Source organism: Mucilaginibacter sp. P2_A4 (assembly GCF_056405015.1).
In genome coordinates this window covers 205,646-229,139 of record NZ_JBFUCX010000006.1, presented here as the reverse complement: position 1 = coordinate 229,139, position 23,494 = coordinate 205,646, and the positions used below count along the sequence as shown (strand labels likewise).

The window sequence follows — 23,494 nt, the reverse complement described above, 5'->3', positions numbered from 1 at the left end:
TTGCTGAGCCTGTCGAAGCATGTGGGCAAAGGGCTCTGCGCGCGAGTCTTCGACAGGCTCAGACTGACAGGCCCACACGCCTCAAAATCCAATACGTCATTGCGAGGTACGAAGCAATCTCTAAACTCTACAGAGGGGACTATACAAGTTCGATCTGCCTATGTAGAGATTGCTTCGTTCCTTATAATGACGCGTGGGAGATGGTTTTATTTGTCAACCCTAAACAAAACTCTTAGCCTTTGCCAGAGCATTATCCAATCCGCTTACATCGCTGCCGCCAGCTGTAGCAAAAAACGGCTGACCACCGCCGCCACCTTTTACTTCTTTAGCCAATTCTTTTACGATGTTACCCGCATGCAAACCTTTTTCCTTCACCAGGTTTTCGGCTATCATTACGGTTAAGCTTGGTTTGCCATCAAAATCGGCGGCAAGCACCAGGAACAGGTTGGGTACAATATCCTTCAACTGGTAAGCCAGGTTTTTAACCGCTTCGGCGTTTGGCAGAGCTACTTTTTGGGCAATGAAGTTGATACCATCTAAAGCTTCCACTTTTTGAGCGAGTTCATTTTTTAAGCCCGATGATTTTTCAAGGATTGATTTCTCAATCTCTTTTTTCAGCTTACTATTTTCATCAAGCAGGCTTTCAACGCTTTTAGGCAAATCTTTAGGGTTTTTAAGCAGATCCTTTAACTGATTAAACATGCGGCTTTGGTTGGTGATATACACCTCGGCACCTACCCCGGTAATAGCCTCAATACGCCTAACACCGGCGGCTACGGCACTTTCGGTAATAATTTTAAAGAAGCCGATTTGCCCGGTGGCCTGTACATGTGTACCTCCGCAAAGCTCCTTGCTAAACTCATCCTCGAAAGTAATTACGCGGACATACTCGCCATACTTTTCGCCAAACAGGGCGGTAACGCCACTGGAAATAGCCTCGGCATATAATACACTGCGTTCTTCTTTCAGTGGAATATTCTGGCGTACCTTTTGGTTAACTATAGCTTCTATCTGCGCCAGTTCCTCATCGGTAACTTTGGCGAAATGCGAAAAATCGAACCTTAAATAGTCACTATTTACCAGTGAACCCTTTTGATTAACGTGGCTACCCAAAACCTGTTTCATGGCGGCATGCAGTAAATGCGTAGCCGAGTGGTTGGCATTGGTTTGACCGCGCAACCCAGGATCAACAATAGCGGTTAAGGCATCTTCAATATCCTCGGGCAGTTGATCTACATAATGAACAGTGAGGCCGTTCTCTTTTTTTGTATCTGTTACCAAAACAATGGTACCATCCGGGAAAACAAGCTCGCCCCTGTCTCCTACCTGGCCACCGCTTTCGGCATAAAAAGGTGTTTTATCCAACACGATCTGGAATTGCTCTTTACCCTTGGCTGTTACCTTGCGGTATTTAACCACATGAGCAATGGTTTCGGTTTCATCATAGCCGGTGAAGATGGAGCCTTCATCTTCTCTTAGAGTAATCCAATCGCCGGTGTCTACTACACTGGCTGAACGCGAACGAGTTTTTTGAGCTTGAAGAGCGGCTTCAAAGCCGACCATGTCAACTTTATAACCTTTTTCACGAGCCAATAATTCAGTTAAATCAATGGGAAAACCATAAGTATCTTGAAGTTGAAAAGCTAATTCACCAGTGATTTTGCCATCTTTATTTAAATTACCATGAACTAACTCTCCAACAACATTATTATTAAAATATGTAATCCCTTGTGCAAGTGTCCTTAAAAAAGCGATCTCCTCTTCTAAAATCACTTTTTGTACAAACTCCTTTTGGCTGTATAAATTATCAAACACGCCTTTAAACTGATCTGCCAGCAATGGCACCAACTGGTTAAAGAAAGGTTCTTTAAAACCTAAGGTTTGATAGCTGTAACGTACAGCCCGGCGTAAAATACGGCGGATAACATAACCTGCTTTATTGCTTGCCGGCAGTTGTCCATCGGCAATGGCGAAACTGATGGCGCGGATATGGTCGGCTAATACACGCATAGCAACGGCTTCGTTCCAATCGGCATCACCGGGTTTGGCTGCGCTGTTATATTTCTTACCACTTTTTTCAGCAATGAACTGGATCATCGGCTGAAAAACATCGCTATCATAATTTGAAGTTTTGCCCTGCAGTACGCGCACCAAACGTTCAAAGCCCATACCTGTATCCACATGTTTGGCAGGCAGTGACTGTAAAGCGCCACCTTTTAAACGGTTGAACTGCATAAACACGTTATTCCAGATCTCTATTACCTGGTCGTGATCAGCATTTACAAGGATTGCTCCGCTTACTTCGGCACGCTCGTTGTCGGGGCGGCTATCGTAATGAACTTCAGAACAGGGACCGCAGGGACCAGTTTCTCCCATTTCCCAAAAGTTGTCTTTTTTGTTTCCGGGCAGGATATGGTCTTCGGCAACCAGTGCTTTCCACAGGTTGTAAGTATCGGTATCTGTTTCAAGGCCTTCCTTTTCATCACCCTCAAAGTAGGTAACATACAGGCGGTCTTTAGGTAATTTATAAACTTCGGTAAGCAGCTCCCAGCTCCAGGCAATGGCTTCTTTCTTAAAATAATCGCCAAAACTCCAGTTGCCCAGCATCTCGAACATGGTATGGTGATAGGTATCAATACCCACCTCTTCCAGATCGTTATGCTTGCCGCTTACGCGCAGGCAGCGTTGGGTATCAGCAACGCGCGATGCTTTTGCAGGTGCTTCGCCCAAAAATATATCCTTAAACTGATTCATCCCCGCGTTGGTGAACATCAGGGTTGGATCGTTTTTTATTACAATTGGCGCAGAAGGAACAATCACGTGTCCCTTAGAAACAAAAAAATCAAGAAAAGCCTGGCGTATTTCGGTAGCTGTCATAGTATGCAAATGTAGTTATTAGTCCGAAAGTGGGAAAGAAGGAAAATCACAAATTGGGATACAGAGTTTCGGGAGGTTATTTAAAAGTGAAAAAGTAGACGTCATTGACGTTATAAAATCCGGTGGACACTGAAAAGGAAATGACGTTTTGAAAGATTTGTCATCCTGAGGCACGAAATCCGCGGCCTCTGAAGATGGAAATGACAAAGCAATTTAAACCCAATGTCATGCTGAACTTGTTTCGGCACCCCACTTGCTAAGTATATAACATGTGGGCTACCTGTCCTGTGGGGTCCTGAAACAAGTTCAGGATGACTTCATTTTTGTAACTTGTCATAGGTAACGTGCGAAGAATCTATTCGCAAGACTTACCGGGCGGAGAAGCAAGGCGAATAATAGATCCTTCACTGCGTTCAGGATGACAAAAGGTTGTTTTTCAAACATGTCATAGGTAGTTGATAAAATTTGAAAAACTCTAAAGGTGGAAATGACAAGCGGCGAAAGACTTACGAAGTTTTTAAAACTTCGTAAGTCTGGGATTCAACAACTTGTCATACGTATGGATGAAGCACTCTTTTTTACTTCTTTTCCAGCAAAATCTTTTGGCTCTCAAATCCCGAAGCGGCATCTATCATAGCTACAAGAAGCGGCCAATCGGTAGCTTTTTCAAAATTATGGTAATAGGCACGGTTTACAGTTATGTTTAAAACATTGCCGTTTACCGCAGCCACTGATGAAAAAGAACCCGCTTTGTTTTCTTTTTTAATGTTCAGCTCTTCCATACCCTTAGCGTTATATCCCGGCGGAACGGTAATGGCAATTGAATATTTAAAGCTTCGGGCCTCGGGCATATAAACATCAAGCGTACGCTTGCGGTCTTTTTCCTGCAGTTTATAAAAAGTACCGGCCAGTTTGCCAGCATCAATAATAAAGTTATTACCGGCTTTTTTTACCAGGTTATCCAACACAAATGATTCGCTAAACTCAAAAACCGGGCTGCTTTTGTCAAGTGCCGCATTAATGATCTTACAATCTGTTACCTGTAGCGGCTCCTGCTCATACTGCGCTTTTATTTCGGCTGTGAACTTTTTTAATGACTTTTGCTGATCATCTGCAAAAGCGAAATCAAAGGCATCGCGCATTTTTTTCGTTTCGGGATTAGCTGCCAGGCGTTTTTCCAGCGGTTCGCTTTTAGATAGCTCCATCATATTGTTATCAATATCGATAACCGGCAGTAAACTGCGCTGATCATCTACTCTTAACGCGCCGGTTTGCTTAACTAACCTTTGCAGCTTAAGCCTTTGCATATTGCCCGGCAAAAGCGAAACTTTAATATCCTCTTTAATAGAATTATCCGCCGCCACAGAAACCGGTAAAACCGTAGTGCCTTCGGTAAATGAATACCTGATAGCGTTTTCTCTTTTTGGCGTAAGCACTATTGCTTTTTCTCCCTGGAAACGGGCTGGGATTTCGTTAAAATGCGTGGTGGCATCATCAAAATACATATACAGCGGCTTGGTATCATTGATACGTATAAACGCATCAAAATCATCATAGGTAAATATGTTATCAAGTGTATTAGCATTACGCGAACATACCAGCAGCACATCATGATCAATTTTCATATCATTAAGCGCCATACTCATTAAAGCCGTGTTAAATTTAGTTTTTATACTCCTGTAATTTACCGCATCTATCTTTTCAACATCATCCTTATCGTAACTGCCCAAGATCATACCTTTCCTGACATTGTAAAGCACTTTCATTAAGCTATCAAGCGGAACGGCTTTCATGTTCTTTTTCCCATCGAAATACTTTTTAAGGCGATCAACCGGCTCGTTAAAAAATGGAAGTGCCCTTTCATTAAAAGTTTTTTCAAATGAGGTTTTATTTGCTTCAAGGCGCTCGGCACTGCTTTCGCCCAGTTGCCCACCGCTAAGAAACCGGTTAAAGCCGCTGGTATAGGATACACTTATTTCAACATATGGAAACTGGCGATACTTTGATGTCCATAATTCACTTTGGTATTTGGGCAGGTTGCGCATTTTAAGGCTAAATAGCTGGTCGCCTGCATCGTTAGTGCTTTGTTCAAATTTAGGGGCCCCATTGGCGCTAATATTTTTTACAATATCTTTTTTGCTATACTGAAAATCAAGACTATAATAAAGTATTGGATATTCGCCGGCAAGCACAAATACCTCGTCATTTGCGGCAAAACTATCACCCATTTCTTTATCGCTTATATCAACTGTGCTTACGTAATAGTCCAATATATCGCCAACCTGCAAATCGGATATAGCCAGCTTGCTTTTTTGATCGTTCTTTTCATTTTTGATCAGCACTTCCTCACTGGTATTTACAATAACTACCTTCCCATTAGGTTTAATAATTTTTGCACCTATGTAAGTATCATGTGTCATCACAAATTTGGCGCTCAGGATCCTTGCGCTTTCATCAAGTCTTTTTTGGTAAGATATGGTAGAAAAACTTTCTAACGCGGATTTGTCATTGATTTTAACTTTTTCATGAAAGGTGGCAAGCTTGGCTACACGCGTAGTTTTTGTAGCCGTAATGATCATAAATTTAAACTTACTGCTTAATGATCGCTGCATGCTGTATGAACGTGCAAAAACCACTGCACTTTCATTACTTAAATTGGCCGGTACCGTTGAGTTTAAAAACTCAGGCACTTTTGTACCCCAAACTTCCTTTTGAATTTCTGCTGCCTTTTGCGCATAGGTTTCGTTATCGTTTTGTGCAAATACAGCAGTGGTTAATGTTAAAAAAAATAAGAAGAGTAAAGTTTGCTTCATTGTGATATAGGTTTTATAATTAAATTTTCGTTGTAGGCTTTGTTTAACAGTTCAATATCCTGGTTCCACTGCGCAAATTTTGCCTTTGCAAGTGTAGTATTCTTAATGATGAGCACTTTCTTGTACACCAGTTTACCCGGCAAGCTCAGGTAACTAATATGAAACTCATAATCGGGTTTAACAATGTTCAGATCGGCGGGGATACTTGAAGCTTTATAATTGGCAGGTATGGCCAGTTCTATTTCGGTAGTAATATTTCTTTTACTTGAAAACCAATAGTCATGTTTTCTTTCGGCAATCTTGAAAGCCGATTCTGCAAACTCCTTACGGCTATCCAAATCAATATAGTATTCTTTGCTAAAGGTTGATATTCCGCTTTTACGTTCAACATCATAAGCCGCGGTTAAATCTTTATCGGGGTTGTTTGTGCTGCTTAGCAACAAATTGCTTATTAAATAATCAGCATTATTAGCAGAAAGGTACCGCTTGGTAGCCTCATCAACATTTTCGTGCTTAATACTGTTTAAGCCAGTTAGCATACCTTCCTTATCCTCCCCTTTCCATACCCTGTTAACCTTACCAACCAGCGCGTTATTAATAATGCTCAGTTTACTTACCTCCTGATCATTGTTTTGCAATGCCTTTGCTACAGGCACTTTGCTTAAAATAAATTTATCGCCTTCTTCCATTAAAACCTCCCTGCCCTGAATACGCTCGGCGTATTCGTTAATACCCAGGTATGTTTCCGTAGCATCCAGGTAATAGGTTTTGCCTTTATAATTTAAGCCGCATATCATGTGGTTATCCACAGCCATTGATGGTGTTTGGTAATCATAGGCAATGTGCCTGGTGCCCAGCCAGCATAGGCGGGCATCAAAACCCTGCGATACGAGCAGGGCCTTTGTAAGGTTTGCCATCCCCTTACAATCTCCATATTTTTTGCGCAGCACTTCATCTGCTTTTTCGGGTTTAAAGCCGGCCATACCATCTTCAAAAGCTATGTACCTTATATTGTCCTGCACATAGTAAAACAGCGCCTTTATGCGGTCCATATCATTGGTAAGCCCGGCGGTTAGTTCTTTGGCTTTTGCGCTAATTACGGTTTCATCCCCAACAACATTTTTGGCCAGTTCGCGGTACCAGGCATACTGATCTGCAAGAGTATTAAAATAAGTAAGCTGTTTACCGCCTGCATTAGCAGTTTTACATAAAATAAGCAGGTGCGGATATATATAGGTTGGCCCGGGACTATTGTCTTCGCGCTTCATAGCGGGAATGTTGCTGAAGGTATACGTTACCAGGTCGGCATTTTCGGCAGTAATATACTCGCTTGTTTTTTTTATGCTGAAGGAGTTGAAATTAAGTTCTTTAATATCCACCTTCATCCAGCGTGGAATTTTAATACTTACTTCGCCTTGCTGCACAATAGCAGCATCAGAAAAATAGATATTGGTAAAATACCGGGGATCATTAAGCGTTTCTTCAAAAGTTACCGTACCTGTACTTCCCTTTTTTGGCAAAACAAGCGGAAAGTAACAAACCCTGGCATCAGAATAAAAAACATCATCCTGCCCGTAATAAGTGTAAGTAGGTTTAAGCCCCCTTTGATTATGACCATCAACCTTACACGATACTGCATCAATGCTAATATTGTTGTTATAAAATTCAGATACTGTGTAATTTACACTATAAGCATTGCTGCTATAGGTGTTGCTAAGCTTTTGCTTTACCTCAACCTTTGCCGTTTGGTTATTCCATTTAAACTCGTACTCGTTTTTTAATGAGGTTATATTTACCAGGGAATCTCCCTGAAATGCAAATGCGCCAAGGGTGCACAACATACAGCAGCTGTATGCAATCAATTGTTTAATTGTCATATAATAATTAGGTGGATGAAAGATATTATTATTTTTTCACTTATTTATCATATTTCCAGAGATGAAAGATGATAATATTATAAGCTAACCCGCAATTTTCCTGACAAGAAAGCACTTTATTTTTTGAGATCATAACTTATTGCTTAATTGGACTTTAATTAAATAAAGATTAAATTTGCAACATGGAGACAGTAAAAATAGAGATTCAAAACGAACAAGAAAAGAAAGTACTTTTAGCTTTTCTTAAAAGTTTAAATTATCGATTCAGCATGGATAATGATGCCCCCATCATTTCAGATGAACATATGCAAGAATTAGCCCGCCGTAAAGCCGATCTGTTAAGCGGCAAAACCTCATCCCTGCCCTGGACAGAAACCAAATAACAGCCCGAAGATATTTGAATGGGATTATTTTCTCTTTTCCGCTATTTGTAATACATCAACCGGGTATTCTGCCGAAGAATCGGGATGATAAATAATTTAGGACCAGACAAAAAATCCGAAATCGAAAATCTCAAATTCGAAATCAAAAGAATACATTTGCATATGCCTTACAAAGACCGCGAGATAAGCAAGATGTATTATACCATGGGCGAAGTTTCGGCCATGTTTGATGTGAATCAGTCGCTGATCCGCTTCTATGAAAAGGAATTTGATGTACTGCAACCCAAAAAGAACAAAAAAGGCAACCGCTATTTTACACCCGAAGACCTTGAAAATTTCAAGATCATCTTTCACCTCATCCGCGATAAAGGATATACACTTAACGGGGCTAAAGATCATCTAAAAAACAACATGGGCGATACCCGCGAGAACCAACGCGTTATTGACTCCCTCGAAAATATAAAAAAATTCCTGCTCGAAGTGCGCGACCAGTTGTAGGTACGGGCCTAAAACATATCTTTATTGCTTGCTACCGAATAAATGATCGCAAATCATAAAGGCGAGGTTCCGTTTGTTGTATTACTCCTGCCGTTTTTGCTGGGGATTGGTTTAGGTATCAGCTTTATTGAGGCTGCTTACCTGCCCGTGCTTTGGGGTATTTTTATCGGGCTCGCTTTAGTCTTTATCCTCCTCAATTTAACCTATCAACGTTTTGCTATTTACAAGGCGCGCTGGCTGGGTGGTTTGCTGATGACTTTTGTTTTACTTGCTGCAGGTTGCATCAGCGCAGTCAACTATAACGAACTGGCTAATGAACGTCATTTTTCAAAGTCGGCCGCCAAGTATTTTGTGGTAAAGGTCACCAATGAGCCGCAACTTAAAAACGGACTGTTGAGGCTTACTGCCGCGGTACAGCAAAATATCAACCATAAAAAAGCTACAGGAACTAATGGCACCTTGCTTATCACTATAAAAGATAGTGCATCAATAGCGCTGCAATATGGCGATGAGCTGCTGATACCTGCTAAGTATAACGCTATTGATCCACCGTTTAACCCGGGCGAATTCAACTATAAAAAATACCTGGCGCATCAAAACATTTACTACCAGGCATTTTTATACCCTGGCATGTACCGCGTAATAAAACATGATACGGGTAATCCGCTTATCGCCTTTTCGCTCAGGTTGCGGCAACAAATGGTGATCAAATTTCGCCGGCAAATGCATGATCAGCAGGCTATTGCCGTGGCATCAACCCTGATACTGGGCTACAAAGCCGATTTAAGCAATGATATTTTGCAGGCTTATTCAAAAACAGGCACCATCCATGTGCTCTCTGTTTCGGGGGCGCATGTGGCTATAATATACCTGTTGCTGCAATGGGTGCTGGGCTTTTTTAACACTTACCGTTATGGCAGGCATATCAAAGCCTGTATCATTATCCTGCTTATTTGGTACTACTCTATGCTCAGCGGCTTTTCGCCGGCAGTTTGCCGGGCCGCTGTTATGATCAGTATGGTTATTATAGGTAAAACTTATGCCCGGTACATCAATATGCTTAATATACTGGCTATATCGGCATTTATACTGTTGCTTTATAATCCGCTTTTTATAGTTGATGTAGGGTTTCAGCTCTCATACCTTGCTGTTGCAGGCCTGGTGGTTTTGCAGCCTTTGGTGTATAAATGGTTTGAGTTTAAAAACAAATGGGCCGATAAACTTTGGGCAGCCTGCTCCATATCCATAGCAGCACAGGTGATAACTTTTCCATTGAGCGCGCTATATTTTCACCAGTTCCCGGTTTATTTTTTGCTCAGCAATTTGCTTATCATTATCCCCACCACCATTATTATGTATAGTGGTATTGCCTACCTTATGTTTTCGTGGGTACCGGTACTATCAGGTGCTTTAGCTTATGTATTGGAGCAAACCATCCTGTTCATGAATAAGGTATTGGCCTTAATAGAACATGCCCCATTTGCAGGCATCAGTAAAATATGGCTAACCATGCCCGAGTACCTGCTACTTTATATCATTATCATTAGCCTGTTTTACTTTTTGTATGATAAAAAGTCATGGCTGATAAAGCTGGCGATAGTTTGCCTGCTGCTGGTTTGTACCAGTATCAGCATAAAAAAATACCGTGCCGAAACTGCTAATTCCGTAGCCTTTTTAAACCTGCGTAAAAACACCGGCATTGTATTTAAAAGCGGCAACAGCGCGGTTATATTAACCAACCTTGCCGATACCGACAGAAACTTCAATTATTCGGTAAGGCCATACCTGGATAGCACGCAGGTAAACGACGCTCAAATTATAAAACCGGATCAAAACATTGGTTTGCCTTACTTAAAAAAACAGGGCGCTCTTATCCAGTTTTACGATAAAAGAATAATTATATTTGATAAGCAATTACAAAACCAGCCTTTACAACAAAAATTAAAAACCAATTTTCTTTATATCACAGGCAATCCGCATTCAAGCTTATTTGCAATTAACAAGTACTTTGATTACCAAATGCTTGTAATTGATGGCAGCAACAGCAACCAAACTATTGTTAAGTTTGAAAGCGAAGCAAAACGTTTGCATATAAAGTACCAAATATTAAAACGTAACATTTCATTAATAACAGCATCTAATTACCAACATTAAACTAAACGCCAATAAATTTGTCTTTTAACTAAAAACAAGTAAATTGGTATTAATCAAACTAAAAAAATGAGGATAAAATTTTTAAATGTTGCCCTGGGTTTGGCCCTTACTGCAACCACCATGAGTGCAAGCGCACAAAAAAAATACACCGAAGGCGTAGTTGACTTTACTACATCAATGATGGGGCAACAAATAAACGCTAAAAGCTATTTCAGGGCCGATTCAAATGCGTTTGCTTTTTCAAATGGCCCGGCCAATATCAAGATCATTACCGACGCAAATAGCAAATCGATGGTGATATTAGTTGATGTTGCTGTTGCAAACATCAAAAAAGCAGCGATAGCCAGCCCCGATGATATTGACCAGGCAATAGCGGGTATGCCTAAATTTACCTTTGCACCCAGCACCGAAACTAAAGTAATCTCGGGCTTTAACTGCAAAAAGGTAGTAGCTACAGATTCAAAAACCAGCAAAACTTATGATATATGGGTTACCAATGATGTGGAGATCCCATTGGCAGGTATTGCAAAATATTACGCGGGTGTTGGCGGCTTCCCGGTTCAGTATACTTCATTTAGCGAAGGACGATCAACCGAGGTTACTGTAAAAAGTGTAACCGAGCAGAAAGTACCTGCAGGCACATTTAGCATTCCTGCTGATTTTGAAAAGATCACCATGGATGATTTGAAAGCTATGCGTGGAGGAAGATAATCCACTTCATTAACTATTCATTAAAGGTTTCTTAACATTGGGGTTAAAGTGCTACTTTTGTACCCCTTATGTTAAGAAACCTTTTTAGTTTAATCAGATTTTTCGTTTTCTGGATATTGTTCTTTGCAATAACCAGGGTAACATTTGAATTATATTTTCTGCCTAAACTTAAAGTAGCCGGTTTGGGCGAAATACTGCAAACCTTTTACTATGGCCTAAGGCTTGATGCATCGGCAGCGGCATATATCAGCGCCATCCCCCTACTGGTATTTATTGTTAACTGGTGCATTTCAAAATCATATATAAAACCCATTTGGCTTAAAGTATATGTTTGGTTTTGCCTGTTTTGTATATCCCTAAATACAGGGCTTAACTTCAATATATTTCGCGAATGGGGCACCAAAGTTGTGTTCAGGGTATTTGCATCACTGTACAATGCGCCCTCAGAAGCACTGGCCTCTTCGGGATCGTCTCCGGTTGGCCGATGTATTATTATTTGCCTGGCATTGTTAGGAGCCGGCATATTGCTATCCAATAAGATAATTGACTACCAGTTTAAAAAGCCTAAGGTTGAACCCCGGCTTAAAGCGGTGCTTATTATCCTGCTGCTGTTCTTCAATTTCCTGCTGATTCGGGGAGGTCTTCAATCTATACCAGTAAACCAAAACTCAGCCTATTTTTCCGACCATGAGTTTCTGAACCAGGCTGCCCTCAATACCGAGTGGAACCTATTTAATAATGTGGTTGAAAATTTGCGTACGCCATACAATCCTTTCCTTTTTTTGCAACCGGGCAGTGCAACGCAAGTAGTAGCAGAAGCTTACAATGTTAAAAACGACAGCACCTTAAGGATATTAACCACCAATCATCCCAATGTGGTGATCATCCAGATGGAAAGTTATACCGCAGATGTTATTGAATCATTAGGAGGCGATAAAGGTGTTGCTCCAAATTTTGAAAAATTCATTAAAAACGGCATCCTGTTTAATAACATTTACTCCTCTGCAGATCGTACTGATAAGGGTATTATCTCTATCATGAGTGGCTTCCCCTCGCAAGCTATACGTACCATAGTTTCGGATACATTGAAACAGGCAAAACTGCCGGCCATAGCTACAACTTTAAAAAATGCCGGTTACGCAACATCATACTTTTATGGCGGTAAAAGCAGCTATATGCACTTTAACACCTTTATGAAAAGCCACCAGGTAGATCAAATTACCGATGAGCTTGCCTTTACCAAAAGCCAGATTAAAACCCAATGGGGTGTATATGATGATGTATTGTTAACCAGGCATTTGCAATACGCGCAACAACAAAAACAGCCTTTTTTTACTTACCTGCAAACTTCAACCAATCACGAACCTTTTATATTACCCGTAAAAGGGCATTTTCCTGAAGACGATAAGGATGGAGACGCGAGCAACAAATTCAGGAGTACCGCTTACTTTACCGACTCATGCCTTAACGCTTATTTTGAGCAGGCCAAACAGCAGGACTGGTATAAAAATACGCTATTCATTTTAGTGGCCGATCATGGTCATCGCCTGCCTCATAATATATCAGAGGCCTACAACCCGGTAAAATACCATATCCCTCTTTTGTTTTTTGGCGATGTGATAAAACCAGCATACCGCGGCAAAAAGATCAGCAAATTAGGCGGTCAAACAGATATTGCCGCCACCCTGTTTGCGCAGTTGGATCTGCCCCATAAACAATTTAAATGGTCGAAAGATTTGCTTAACCCCGGCACGGCCGATTTTGCCTTTTTTAACTGGGATAACGGTTTTTGTTTTATGATGCCTCAGCAAACGGTATCCTATGATAACTCTGGCAAAAGGATAGTTTATACCGGCAATAAAAACGCCGATCAAAAAGATACTGAAAGGGCATTGCTATATGGCAAGGCCTTTTTGCAGGAGGTGTATACGGAGTATATGGGGTATTAACTGTCTGAATCAGAATTTACAGAATTTTAGAATGAGCAGAATGATGAGAAATTCTGTGGATTTTCAAATTCTGTAAATTCTGATTCCGACGCCTTATTTCAGCGAAGTCCCCAACTGCTCTACCCACATATTAAATAACCTGGTTTCAAACGCGACAGCTTTATTGGCGTGCTTTTCCCAGTCGGGAGAGAATTTGTGCAGTTGGTTAAGCATTTCTTCCAGGTGGCCTTCTTCCTCCAGGATGATTGATTTTACATTCACTTTGCTGCCTGCTTCGTCAAGGGCAGCCTGGTAAATGGGGTAAAGTTCATCGGCACGTACTTCAATGGCATAAGTTACCAGCAGGTAGGCAGCAAAACGAAGTTCGGCACCGGTAAGGTTTAAATCGGTTTTAAGGTACCGGCAAACATCAATATCCAACTGGTTTAAATAATATTTGCTTGAACCGGGGGCCAACAGGTATTCGGCAGCGTAGGTTGGTAATTCAACTCCAGTTTTTTCCAGCTGTTTTTTTAAATAGAAGGCATGGCGATGCTCCTCGGCAGCATGCTTCAGGATGATATAAGTCACCGTCAGCGGATCTTCGCTTGCCGAGATCTTGCGCGCACCGGTATTTTCCATCAGCGACAGCGTGTTTAACCACCGTGAGTGTAACTGATTATCGGCTATTATTTGAGGTAAAAGTTTATTTAACATCATGTTATAGTTCTTGAAGGGCCTGCTCTATTTTATTGTAAACATACTGCAGTTCACCGTCGGTAATGCAATATGGGGGTAAAATGTAAATTACGTTGCCCAGGGGGCGCAGTATAATACCGGCAGCTAAAAAGTAATGATATAGTTTATCGCGCAGCGAATTAAAGTACGATGTATTATCCCCGGTTGCCCATTCCATAGCTAAAATGGTGCCTGTTTGCCTTACGGTTTTTATTTTAGGGTGATGTTTGATCTTGTTACCAAACTGAGCGTGTGCAGCCGCTATGCGTTGAATATTGGCTTCAGTATCCGGCTGCTGAAAAAGATCTAAACTTGCCAAAGCCGAAGCACAGGCAATAGGGTTAGCTGTAAATGAATGCCCGTGAAACAAGGTTTTTAATCTATCATCTGATAAAAAAGCATCATAGATCTGCAGGGTACAGGTTGTTAACCCCAGGGCCATCGTTCCACCTGTTAAGCCTTTGGAAAAACACATAATATCGGGCTTGGTTTCCAGGTAATTACAGGCAAATGCCTTCCCTGTTCTGCCAAAGCCGGTAAATACCTCATCATCTATCATCAGCACACCTTCCTGTTTGCAGTGGGCCATTAACTCATCCAGGTATCCTGCTTCGTACATCAGCATTCCGCTTGATCCTTGAACCAATGGTTCAAAAATAAAACAGGCTAATTCTGATTTCAGATTGGAGATATGAGATTTAAGATCATCTATATTTTCCTTATTTGGTGTATCAATAAACTCTACCTTAAACAGCAGGCTATCAAAAGCTTTGGTAAACGCGCTGCGGCCACTCACGGCCATAGCGCCGAAGGTATCGCCGTGATAGGCATTATTAAAGGCCAGTATTTTTGTACGCTGATCGCCTTTGTTTAGCCAATATTGCAGGCACATTTTAATGGCCACTTCAATAGCTGTTGAGCCATTATCTGAGTAAAATGCTTTTTGCTGATTATCGGGCAAAATAGCCAGTAAGCGTTCGGCCAGTTCAACGGCGCCTTCATGGGTAAAGCCAGCAAAAATTACATGCTCCAGTTTTTGCAATTGCTCGGCTACTTTTTTAGCGATGTAAGGATGCGCGTGCCCATGGATATTTACCCACCATGATGATACGGCATCTATATATTGTTTCCCTGTTTCATCAAACAACAACGCCCCTTCGCCCCTCACAATAGGAATAGGAGGCGCGGCAGTTTTCATTTGGGTGTATGGGTGCCATATTACTTTTAAATCCCGTTCCTGTAAAGTCATAATTGTTCTCTTAATAATTCTACCACACGTTTATCAGCCGGGAAGGTTACATGTTCGGGATACAGATCGTCAAGTTTAACCCACCTAAAGGCCTGCAATACGTCACCATCTCCATCAAAATCATACTCCACCGTTTTTATGGTGAAGTTGATAGGGCTGATACTTTTAACTTTATAATAAACACTGATTATTTGTGAGTTATTAAATGCCGACAGCACATAAAAATCGGTTGTATAAAAGTGATCGATGATCTCTACCTGCAAATCGCATTCTTCTACAAACTCACGCTTTAATCCATCTACTAATCCCTCACCTAACTCCAATCCCCCACCGGGAAATTTGATAAAGCGCATGCCGTACTCCTGCTCATCACTCACCAGCACCTCATTATTATCATTAATGAGCAAACCATAAACACGTACATTAAAATAACCTGCCATTACTCAAAGTGTTTTTTATTGCGTACAACAAGATCCAGCGTCCATTCAATAGTTTCTGTTTGCGCCTCTGAGCGTATAGGGCAATTGGGCATGCTGCAATAGTGGCAACAATTTGGTACGCAAGGATCTGTATGGATAAACAGTTCGGTTTTTATACCAACCTCCTGGTTAATCATTTTATCAACCAGTGATACTTCGGTATGCACTGTATTTAAATCAAAATAATTTGGCAGCGTAAGGTGACAATCGATATGCAATTCGTTACCGTATTTCTGGGCGCGCAGGTTATGTACATCTATCCAGGCATCCCGGCGTTGATGGCCTAAAACTTTAACCACATCCCTTACCACCTGAAAATCGGCCTCATCCATTAATCCCGCTACCGATTTACGGATCAGCTTATAGCTGCTATATATTATATATAAGCCAACTAAAATAGATAAGGCGCTATCCAGCCATAGGATGCTGGTAAAATGAATCAGCATTAAACCAACCACCAAACCACTGCTGGTTACCATATCTGCAAGCAAATGGCGGCCATCAGCATCCAAAGTAATGGAATGTAGCGTCTTGCCTTTATGAATCATATAATAACCCAAAGCACCGTTTACAACGCCGGTAGCGCCGATGATGGCCGCACCGATGAGCAGATCATGAATGATATTGGGATAAAATACGCTGTAGGCTGATTTAATGATAATGATAACGCCAGCAATGCCTATAAGCGCTCCCTCAATAAAAACCGAAAAGTATTCAACTTTACCGTGCCCGTAAGGGTGGTTTTCATCGCGCGGCAGCGAAGAAAGGTAAATACTAAAAAAAGCGAAGGAGCTGGCTATTACGTTTACTATGCTTTCGGCGGCATCTGTTAGTACAAAATTGGAGGCGGTTAAAAAGTAGGCAGCAAACTTTGCCATCATCAACACAATACCCGTTATCAACGAAATTAATATGATCCTTTTCTGTTCCTTCAAAGCAAATTGAATAAGGCGACAAATTTATAAATAACAAGCGTAAGTAGCAGTAAAGTTATTTTCTATATTTGCCGCGATAACATAATTTATATGAGCGCATTAAGTAACCGGATAAATAATCTGTCCGAATCACAAACGATTAAAATGGCCAAGATGGGCCGTGAACTTGCCGCAAAAGGCGTGGATGTGATCAGTCTTAGCTTTGGCGAGCCTGATTTTCATACCCCTGAACACATAAAGGAAGCTGCAAAGCAGGCCATGGATAAAAACTTTACCTACTACACCCCGGTAGCAGGTTATCCAGAACTGCGTAAGGCTGTTGTTGCCAAGTTAAAGAACGAAAACAATCTTGATTACGATGTTAGCCAGATAGTAGTTTCCACAGGTGCCAAGCAGGCTATTGCCAACGCGGTATTATGTTTGGTAAATCCGGGCGAAGAAGTGATCATCCCTACTCCTTACTGGGTATCATACAGTGAAGTTGTTAAGCTTGCCGAAGGCGTAAGTGTTTTCATCAACACTACTGTTGAACAAAACTTTAAAATTACTCCAGAGCAGTTAGAAGCAGCCATTACGCCGAAAACCAAATTATTTATGTTTTCATCGCCATGTAACCCTACTGGCAGTGTTTACAGTAAGGATGAATTGGAAGGCCTGGCCAAAGTATTTGAAAAACATCCTCATGTTTATATCATGAGCGATGAAATTTATGAACACATCAACTATATTGATAAACACGAATCAATAGCTCAGTTTGATTATATAAAAGACCGCGTGGTAATCATCAACGGATGGTCAAAAGCATTTGCCATGACCGGCTGGAGAATTGGTTACACCGCAAGCAATAAAGAGATTGCTACTGCCTGCGATAAAATGCAGGGACAAATAACCTCCGGAACCTGCTCTATCACCCAACGTGCCGGTATTGCCGCTTACGAAGGTGGTTTGGAAACAGTACTTGAAATGCGTGCCGCCTTTAAAAAACGCCGCGACATTGTGTATAAACTACTGAGCGAAATTGATGGTATTAAATTAAACCTGCCCGATGGCGCGTTTTACTTTTTCCCAAATGTTACCTCGTTCTTCGGTAAAAGCTATAACGGCAAAACAATTAAGGATGCCGATGAACTGAGCATTTTCTTGTTAGAAGAAGCTCATGTTGCCACCGTTGGCGGCGATTCATTTGGCGATCCTACCTCTATCCGGATCTCTTATGCTGCCGCTGAGGATAAACTGATTGAAGCTGTAAGAAGGATTAAAGAAGCGCTTGGGAAACTGGCGTAGATGTCAGAATCAGAATTTTCAGAATTTAAGAATATTCAGAATTCTGCTAATTCGATAATTCTGTAAATTCTGTAAATTCTGATTCAGACATAACAACAAAGCCCCTCATCATCATGATGAGGGGCTTTGCTATTATTAGTGTTTTGGAATATTATAAACCGAAACCGTAAGCTATACGTAAACCTACCAGGCCGTAGTTATTACCCTGGCCAGAGAAGTTTTCATAACGTGCACCTACATCCCATGATTTGGTTGCATAACCTAAACCAGGAGAAAGAATAAGTTTGGTGTCTTTAGTACCACCGGCTACTGTAGGATGTACTTCAAATCCTGCACCCGCTTCGCCTGAAATATAAAAACCATCAGAAACAAAGGCTTTAATACCAGCCTTAACCGGGATCATCCCAAGTGATCTGCCTTTAAAAGATACGGTTGATGTACCTGTGCTGGTTGTTACAGATTGAGAATAAGTTTTACCAAAGAAATTATAATAACCCGAAGTAAGTGTTAATGCAACATTTTTATTTACACCATATTGCAAACGAGCGGTACCGCCAAGTTCAAAATTCGATCCGTCATGGGCATTACCTGTTGGTATACCTGTCTCTAAACCTACACCAAAACGAAGAGCGTTAGCTGGAGTAGTTTGTGCTTTAACATTTGTTCCGATAAATATAGCTGCTGCTGTAAAAGCACTTGCTAAAATTTTTGTCATTGTTTTCATAGTTGTAATTTTTAGATTAACTCTACAATTTTTTCATTGTATTGATACCACCTTTACAAATACTTTGCCATTATGACAATATTTAACGCTTGTGAGATTGGCATGACCATTTGAATACCCTGTTTTGCATCCGTTATTTTAAGCAGGTTTTCAGCTTAAATATTGATTATCAATATTGTTTTTTGTATTAAAAGGATATTTATATACTATTTATTGAAACTAATTTAACATCAAATTAATGTACAGAAAAACAGAACCTACACAGTACAGAGAGTGTACGCAATTGAAGATTATTGTAGGATTTTGGCTAAAAATTATAAAATAACGGTATCGCGATATGGGCTTATGGTTTGCCAAAAACAAAAAAAGAGAGGGTTTACCTCTCTTTTTTTGTTTTTATAAATCGATATTATTAGTGCGAATCATGTTTTGGATCAGCTTTATAGTTTTTTTCCATCTCGGCCAGTTTATCTTTACCATAAGCAAATTTGGTAATTACATAATATAAAACAGGCACTATAAATATGGCAAGGGAGGTAGCTCCAAGCATACCGCCAAACACTGTCCACCCAATGGTTTTCCTGGCCTCGGCGCCTGCGCCTGATGCTATCATTAATGGCACTACTCCCAATATAAATGCCATCGAGGTCATAATGATGGGGCGCAAACGCAGTCTTACCGCTTCAAGAGTAGCTTTTTCAAGGTTCATACCTTTGTCTACACGCTCTTTGGCAAACTCCACTATCAAAATAGCATTCTTTGCCGCCAAACCAATTAACGTTATCAAACCTATCTGCGCGTATACGTTATTGGTTAAATCGGGCCAGAATGTTAAGAACAGGATAGCTCCAAATGCTCCTAAAGGCACGGCAAGCAGCACCGAGAACGGAACCGACCAGCTTTCATACAGTGCGGCCAGGAAAAGGAATACAAAGCCTATGGAAAGGGCAAAAATGTAAACTGTTTTTGAACCAGACAATAATTCCTCACGGCTAAGGCCAGAAAACTCATAACCAAAGCCCTGTGGTAATGATTTTGCTGCAACCTCTTTCAAAGCTGTAATGGCATCACCGCTACTGTAACCGGGCCTTGTACTCCCATTGATCTCCGCCGACCTGAACAGGTTATAGTGGGCTATCAACGGGGAGTTTTCAATAACTTTATATGAAGTTAGAGTACTTAGCGGCACCATGGTACCAAATTGATTACGCACAAAGTACTGCCCAATATTGCCGATATTACTCCGGTAAGCGGTATCAGCCTGTGCAAGCACCCTAAAGTTTCGCCCATAGATGGTAAAATCATTTATATAGGTACTTCCCATATAAGTTTGCAGGGCGCTGTTAACATCAGCTATAGAAACGCCTAACTTTTTAGCCTTTTCCCTATCAATAGTTAACTGGTAGGCTGGTGTACTCGCGGTAAAAAAGGTGAATGCCCTGGCAATTTCGGGCCGTTTATTAATCTCGCCAACAAATGTTTTCAGTGTTTTTTCAAAAACCTTTATATCGCCTCCCGCTTGCTTTTCTTCTAATATAAACGAAAAGCCACCGGTGCTGCCTAAACCAGGTATAGCAGGCGGTTGAATTACAATAACATTAGCCTCTTTAAACCGGGCCAGTTTTTTTGTAAGCTTGGCCACAAGAGCAGTTATCTGCTGCGATTTTTCTTTACGCTCGTCCCAGGGTTTAAGCTGAACAAACATGGTAGCGCTATTGGCCTTACTGGCAAAACTGATGGCGTTCAACCCGCCTAATGCCGCGTAATGTGCAATTTCTGGAACGCTATCCAGGGTTTTCATCATCTGGTGCAGCACATCAACCGTTCTTACCGTTGATGACGCTTCGGGCAAATCATAGGTGATATAAACACGGCCATCATCCTCCAGCGGAATAAAACCTGATGGCTTACCCCTGAATAAAAGGATAGTACCTATGATAATGACCACCAGTATAATAACGATGAACTTTGAATTTTTTATACCTAAATCAACTGTTTTACGGTACCTGCCGGTTAGGCGGGTAAACCACTCATTAAACACAAAGAAGAATTTGTTGAGTCCTTTTGATTTTTCATCAATTTTATGCGGGCGAAGCAGCAATGTACATAGTGCTGGCGTTAGTGAAAGTGCCACAAAAGCCGAGATCAATACAGATATAGCAATGGTGATAGCAAATTGCTGGTAAAGACGCCCAACTATACCGGGCACAAACCCTACCGGCACAAACACCGCGGCTAATATTAATGCAATGGCAATTACCGGCGCCGATATATCGCGCATGGCGTGTTCCGTGGCTTCGCGTGGAGTCATGCCCTCCTCATCCATATAATGCTGTACAGCCTCAACCACCACAATGGCATCATCAACCACAATACCAATGGCCAGTACAAAACCAAATAGCGTAAGTGTATTAATAGTAAAATGGAGCGGGATAAAGAATATAAATGTACCGATAATGGAAACCGGAATGGCTAAAACCGGGATTAGTGTAGAACGCCAGTTTTGTAGAAACAAAAATACCACCACAATAACCAATCCTAATGCTATAACGAGTGTATCAACCACCTCGCTCACGGATACCTTTACAACTGTTACCGCTTCAAAAGGCACTACATAATCAATATCAGCCGGGAAGCTTTTTTTAAGTTCCTCCATAGTGGCGTATACATTTTCGGCAGTTTCAAGCGAGTTACTGTTTGGCGCCTGGTATACCAATAAGTAAGAGGCCCTTTTTCCATCAACAAATGAATTACCAGAGTAATTGAATTTACCCAATTCAATACGTGCAACATCTTTTAAATGTACAATTGCACCTGTACTTGGCACTGTTTTCACTATCACATTACCAAACTCTTCGGGTTTGCTTAAGCGGCCTTTTACCAGTACAGAATATTCAAAGGTTTGCGCTTTTTGCTGGGGCGTGGCGCCAACTGTACCAGGGGCTACCTGGGCGTTTTGCTCTGCCAATGCCGCGGTAACATCACCGGCGGTCATCCCCAACGATGCCAGCTTATCCGGATTAAGCCATATACGCATACTAAAGTCATCGGCACGGGTAACTACGTCGCCCACACCTTTGGTACGTAATATGGCATCCTTTATAAAAACGTTGGTATAGTTATCAGTAAAAGTAACATCGTGGCTGCCTTTAGGCGCGTACATGGCCACCAGCATTAATATACTGGGGTTACGTTTACGCACAATCATACCTAAACGCTGCACCTCCTGCGGTAAAGTTGGCAATGCAATACCCACACGGTTTTGCACATCAAGCGCTGCTATATTAATATCGGTACCTACATCAAAGTTCACAGTCATGCTCATTTGGCCGTTACTGCTACTGTTACTTTGCAAATAGGTCATTCCCGGCACACCGTTTACCTGCACTTCTACGGGGGTTGCAACAGTTTGCTCCACCGTTAATGCATCGGCACCGGTATAGGTACCCGTAACAGATACTGTTGGCGGAGTAATATCAGGATATTGCCCAATAGGTAAGCTGGTCATTGACAGTATACCCACAATTACAATCACTATGGAGATCACTATTGCGGTAACCGGTCGTCGTATAAAAGTATCTGCGATCATTCTTTTTTAAATTAAGTTTTTCGGGAATTGCCCCCGCTACTCGCTTAAATTCTCTTTTTTTATAACAAACTTATTTTTTAGGTGCAGCGCCTTGCGGTGGCGCGCCAGAACCAAGAGTTATTTTACCCCCATCGCGCAAACGTTGAAAACCATCGGTCACCACCTTGTCGCCTGCATTAATACCGTTCATAACAACAATATCAGTATTAACACGCGGACCAAGCTTTACCTTTATCTGTTTGGCAATGGTATCGCGCCTGTCTTTTATAGTTTTATCCTGGGCGGTATCTTTAACTGTAGTATCCTTAGTTACAAAAACAAAAAACTCTCCCATTTGCTCAGTTACCGCCTTGTTAGGTATTTGTACCCTGTTACCAGACTGTTCGTTGAGCACCTGTAAAACGCAGCTCATACCATCCTTCAACACATCACCCTCATTTGGGAATTGGATCCTTACTTTAACACTTCCGGTTCCGCTGCTTACTCCCCTATCAATAGCTAAAACTTTACCTGTTTTATTGTAAGTGGTACCATCCGGCAACCGCAATTTAAAAGTGGTATCGCTGCTTGTTTTTTGCAGGCCGTAAAAACGGTTGATGTCCTGCTCATTAATTACTACATCTACACCAATAGGGTGCTCGGCAGATATGGTGTTCATCAAAGTAGTACCCACAGCAACCTGTGTACCCAGCCTCACCTGCGAAATCCCTATCCGGCCCGTGAACGGCGCCCTGATGGTGGCATAAGAAAGATCGGTAGCAGCCGAAGCAAGCCCCGCTTTGGCTACCGCTACCTGGCTTTTGTTGGTTTCATAAACCGCCGTAGCCTGGTCAACCGTTTGACGGGCAATAGCATCGTTTTTTAACAGCATATTATACCTGTCAATATCTTTTTGTGCTTTTATCAAATTGGCCTGGGCACTTAACACACTGGCCTGGGCCTGTTGGTAAGCCGCATCATATTTACGTTTATCAATTTCATAAAGCACCTTACCCTTTTCAACAACATCACCTTCTTTAAAAAAGATACCCGTTACAAAACCAGGAACCTGGCTGCGCAGTTCAACTGTATTGATGGATACAACTGTTCCCTGGTAACTGTCATAATATACCGCCTGGGCGGTTTTGGCTTCGGCAATTGCAACCGGTGTTGGTGGCAGTATGGCGCCCTTTTTTCCGGGTTTACCACATGACATCCATGTTAATAATACCGCGGGGGCCAACCAATATATATATCTGTGTTTCATTATAGTGAT

General features: G+C 41.5%; 16 protein-coding genes. 6 read left to right on the top strand and 10 right to left on the bottom strand.

Annotated features, from left to right (window positions below):
* Positions 1-219: 219 nt before the first annotated feature.
* The 3 genes from alaS to AC1DYB_RS13660 form a co-directional block, all read right to left on the bottom strand.
* Positions 220-2,877, bottom strand: a complete 2,658-nt coding sequence (gene alaS / locus AC1DYB_RS13670; RefSeq protein WP_477435672.1) for an alanine--tRNA ligase — start codon at positions 2,875-2,877, stop codon at positions 220-222.
* 578 nt (positions 2,878-3,455) lie between these two features.
* Positions 3,456-5,690 carry a hypothetical protein gene (locus AC1DYB_RS13665; protein ID WP_477435670.1) on the bottom strand — a complete coding sequence of 745 codons (2,235 nt, stop codon included), beginning with the start codon at positions 5,688-5,690 and terminating at the stop codon, positions 3,456-3,458.
* Positions 5,687-7,567 (bottom strand): transglutaminase-like domain-containing protein, encoded by a 1,881-nt coding sequence (locus tag AC1DYB_RS13660; protein WP_477435668.1) that lies wholly within the window; start codon positions 7,565-7,567, stop codon positions 5,687-5,689. The genes AC1DYB_RS13665 and AC1DYB_RS13660 overlap by 4 nt, the downstream gene beginning before the upstream one ends.
* Positions 7,568-7,749: 182 nt before the next feature.
* Between AC1DYB_RS13660 and AC1DYB_RS13655 the strand changes: the two genes are divergently transcribed.
* From AC1DYB_RS13655 to AC1DYB_RS13635, 5 genes are all read left to right on the top strand, one after another.
* The gene (locus AC1DYB_RS13655) at positions 7,750-7,950 is read left to right on the top strand and encodes an addiction module protein (RefSeq protein ID WP_295712419.1); all 201 of its coding nucleotides are present in this window, start codon (positions 7,750-7,752) and stop codon (positions 7,948-7,950) included.
* A gap of 162 nt (positions 7,951-8,112) precedes the next feature.
* Positions 8,113-8,448 (top strand): MerR family transcriptional regulator, encoded by a 336-nt coding sequence (locus tag AC1DYB_RS13650; protein WP_295712416.1) that lies wholly within the window; start codon positions 8,113-8,115, stop codon positions 8,446-8,448.
* Between the two features lie 42 nt (positions 8,449-8,490).
* Positions 8,491-10,602 carry a ComEC/Rec2 family competence protein gene (locus AC1DYB_RS13645; protein WP_477435665.1) on the top strand — a complete coding sequence of 704 codons (2,112 nt, stop codon included), beginning with the start codon at positions 8,491-8,493 and terminating at the stop codon, positions 10,600-10,602.
* A gap of 66 nt (positions 10,603-10,668) precedes the next feature.
* Positions 10,669-11,313, top strand: a complete 645-nt coding sequence (locus AC1DYB_RS13640) for a DUF4412 domain-containing protein (RefSeq protein ID WP_295712410.1) — start codon at positions 10,669-10,671, stop codon at positions 11,311-11,313.
* 68 nt (positions 11,314-11,381) lie between these two features.
* On the top strand, positions 11,382-13,262 hold the full coding sequence (locus AC1DYB_RS13635; protein ID WP_477435663.1) for an LTA synthase family protein: 1,881 nt from the start codon (positions 11,382-11,384) through the stop codon (positions 13,260-13,262).
* A 93-nt stretch (positions 13,263-13,355) separates the two neighbouring features.
* Here AC1DYB_RS13635 and AC1DYB_RS13630 read toward each other — a convergent pair whose 3' ends face one another.
* The 4 genes from AC1DYB_RS13630 to AC1DYB_RS13615 are packed head-to-tail and all read right to left on the bottom strand — an operon-like array spanning position 13,356 to position 16,642.
* Positions 13,356-13,961: a hypothetical protein gene (locus AC1DYB_RS13630; RefSeq protein WP_477435661.1), complete on the bottom strand. Its 606-nt coding sequence runs from the start codon at positions 13,959-13,961 to the stop codon at positions 13,356-13,358.
* Position 13,962: 1 nt separating this feature from the next.
* The gene (gene bioA / locus AC1DYB_RS13625; RefSeq protein ID WP_477435659.1) at positions 13,963-15,228 is read right to left on the bottom strand and encodes an adenosylmethionine--8-amino-7-oxononanoate transaminase; all 1,266 of its coding nucleotides are present in this window, start codon (positions 15,226-15,228) and stop codon (positions 13,963-13,965) included.
* A complete protein-coding gene (locus AC1DYB_RS13620) occupies positions 15,225-15,668 on the bottom strand; it encodes an NUDIX hydrolase (protein WP_477435657.1) in 444 nt (147 codons plus the stop codon). The genes bioA and AC1DYB_RS13620 overlap by 4 nt, the downstream gene beginning before the upstream one ends.
* Complete coding sequence (locus AC1DYB_RS13615; protein ID WP_477435655.1) at positions 15,668-16,642, bottom strand: cation diffusion facilitator family transporter; 975 nt, start codon at positions 16,640-16,642, stop codon at positions 15,668-15,670. The genes AC1DYB_RS13620 and AC1DYB_RS13615 overlap by 1 nt, the downstream gene beginning before the upstream one ends.
* A 90-nt stretch (positions 16,643-16,732) precedes the next feature.
* Between AC1DYB_RS13615 and AC1DYB_RS13610 the strand changes: the two genes are divergently transcribed.
* Positions 16,733-17,926 (top strand): pyridoxal phosphate-dependent aminotransferase, encoded by a 1,194-nt coding sequence (locus AC1DYB_RS13610; protein ID WP_477435653.1) that lies wholly within the window; start codon positions 16,733-16,735, stop codon positions 17,924-17,926.
* A gap of 151 nt (positions 17,927-18,077) precedes the next feature.
* On the opposite strand, the gene AC1DYB_RS13605 is transcribed toward AC1DYB_RS13610, so the two are convergent.
* The 3 genes from AC1DYB_RS13605 to AC1DYB_RS13595 form a co-directional block, all read right to left on the bottom strand.
* Positions 18,078-18,650, bottom strand: coding sequence for a hypothetical protein (locus AC1DYB_RS13605; protein WP_295712393.1), 573 nt, complete (start codon positions 18,648-18,650; stop codon positions 18,078-18,080).
* 412 nt (positions 18,651-19,062) lie between these two features.
* Positions 19,063-22,239 (bottom strand): efflux RND transporter permease subunit, encoded by a 3,177-nt coding sequence (locus tag AC1DYB_RS13600; protein ID WP_477435651.1) that lies wholly within the window; start codon positions 22,237-22,239, stop codon positions 19,063-19,065.
* Positions 22,240-22,309: 70 nt separating this feature from the next.
* A complete protein-coding gene (locus AC1DYB_RS13595) occupies positions 22,310-23,485 on the bottom strand; it encodes an efflux RND transporter periplasmic adaptor subunit (protein WP_477435649.1) in 1,176 nt (391 codons plus the stop codon).
* Positions 23,486-23,494 lie beyond the last annotated feature (9 nt).